The following is a 2,072-nucleotide window of genomic DNA, read 5'->3' on the forward strand; positions in this document are numbered from 1 at the left end:
CTCGCCCAAGACTGCCTCCAAAAGCCAGCCTTGAATCAGCGACCGTGTCCGCAGTCAAGCTTTGTCCACGAAGCCTAATTAGCGTCAGGATTGACTGAACATATTTCCTAATTGGTCTAGGCAGGAAATACTGCGTTCGGAACGAGCAAATTGCCATAGATAGCCTTCGCCATAGCCAGAGCTTCAATCGCGCTTGATGCCGTGACGTATTGCCTGCTGACGTAAGCGCCAGGTTCATCTTTGTAGCGAACAAGCACCACCCATTGCCGATTGAGGTTCATGGCCGTTATCGACGAACCCCCACCACATTTCCATTGGCGACTTCGATCATGAAGCCGCGGTGACAATGCCGACATGAAACTGCTGACGCGCCGTGTGTCTGTACGCTCAGTTGGTAGGTGCTGGTGTTTCCGCAATGCGGACACGGAACCGTTGCCGACGAAGCCATAAATTGCCTCTCCTTCCGTTTTCTAGTCACCTGGAACTGTAATTCGCGTCATTGATTCAGATCCATGATAGGAGATGAGCAATGGTAGGTCGGCAGGCGGATGCGGTGGTGTTGAGCGCCGAGGAGCGTGATTTTCTCGAGGCACAGGTTCGGCGGCACAAGACCCCTCGGTCGTTATCGGATCGGTGCCGGATTATCCTGCTGTGCGCAGATGGCTCGCAAAGCAAGGAAGTCGCCGAGCGCCTTGGGGTGCACGAGCACACAGTCGGCAAGTGGCGTCGCAGGTTCGTGAAGGACCGCATCGAGGGGCTCACCGACGAGTACCGGCCTGGCCGCCCGCGTACGGTCTCAGATGACCAGGTGGCAGAGGTAATCGAGCGCACGCTGAACGGGACTGTCAGGAATTTCGTGTGTGGGCGGGCGGTTGAACATTAGGCCGCCATGGCCTTGATGAAGCGCTCACCGAACAGGACGGCGAACTGGGCCTTGGCCATGGACCACTCACGTGGCGGCATTCTCCACTCTTTCTCGGAGCGGTTCAAGATCAGATAGAGTAGCTTGGTTGCTGCTTCGTCGCTGGGGAAGTGCCCCCTGGCCCTCACCGCCCGCCGAAGCTGGGCGTTCAGAGCCTCGATAGCATTGGTCGTGTAGACGATCCTGCGGACCTCGTCGGGGAAGGCAAAGAACGGGATGACCTCGGCCCAGGCCCGCCGCCAGCTCTGGCCGATCGCCGGATACCGCCGGCCCCATTCGCTGGCCTCGAAGGCGGTGAGCGCCTCCTCGGCAGCCTTGGCATCGACGGCGCGGTAAATGCCCTTCAGAGCAGCCGCCAGCGGCTTGCGGTGCTTCCAGGAGACGAAGTCCATCGAGTTGCGCAGCAGGTGCACGATGCAGGTCTGGACGATCGCCTCGGGGAACACGGCGGTGATCGCATCCGGAAAGCCCTTCAGGCCGTCAACGACGGCCAAGAGGATATCCTCGACGCCGCGGTTCTTCAGCTCGTTCATCACGCGAAGCCAGAACTTGGCGCCCTCATTCTGCTCCAGCCAAAGGCCGAGAACCTCCTTGTGGCCATCGGCGCGGACGCCCAGCGCGATGTGGATCGCCTTGTTCCGCACCATCCCCTCGTCGCGGATCTTCACCCGGATGGCATCGAAAAACACCAGCGGATAAACCGGGTCCAACGGCCGCTGTTGCCAGGCGGCAATCTCGTCCAGCACCGCGTCCGTCACCGTGCTGATCAGGTCCGGCGAAACGTCGATGCCATAGAGATCGCGCAGATGCCCGGTGATCTCCCGGGTGCTCATGCCGCGCGTGTACATGGATATGATCTTGTCGTCGAAGCCCGGGAACCGCCGCTGGTACTTCGCGATCAGCTGCGGGTCGAAGCTCGCCTGCCGGTCGCGCGGCACGTCGATCGAAAGCTTCCCCGTCTCCGTCATCACCGTCTTGCGGCCATAGCCATTGCGCGTGTTGCCAGCCGCATCGTCGCCGGCCAGATGATGGTCCATCTCCGCGTTCAGGGCGCGCTCGGTCAACGCCTTCTTTAGACCGGTTTTCATAGCTGCTGAATCGGCAGGGGATTCCCAAGGCTCGGGTTTTCTGATTCACGGTCTTTGCTGGC

1 protein-coding gene and 1 pseudogene are annotated in these 2,072 nt (G+C 60.3%); one reads left to right on the plus strand and one right to left on the minus strand.

The window, feature by feature from the left end; all coding sequences use genetic code 11:
• Positions 1-529: 529 nt before the first annotated feature.
• Positions 530-844: pseudogene (locus WFP39_RS15200) on the plus strand (helix-turn-helix domain-containing protein); the annotation flags it as partial.
• Between the two features lie 35 nt (positions 845-879).
• Here WFP39_RS15200 and WFP39_RS15205 read toward each other — a convergent pair.
• Positions 880-2,055: an IS256 family transposase gene (locus WFP39_RS15205; protein WP_377923248.1), complete on the minus strand. Its 1,176-nt coding sequence runs from the start codon at positions 2,053-2,055 to the stop codon at positions 880-882.
• Between the last annotated feature and the right edge of the window lie 17 nt (positions 2,056-2,072).

It is taken from the genome of Alteraurantiacibacter lauratis (genome assembly GCF_037154155.1).
Lineage (GTDB): Bacteria > Pseudomonadota > Alphaproteobacteria > Sphingomonadales > Sphingomonadaceae > Alteraurantiacibacter > Alteraurantiacibacter lauratis.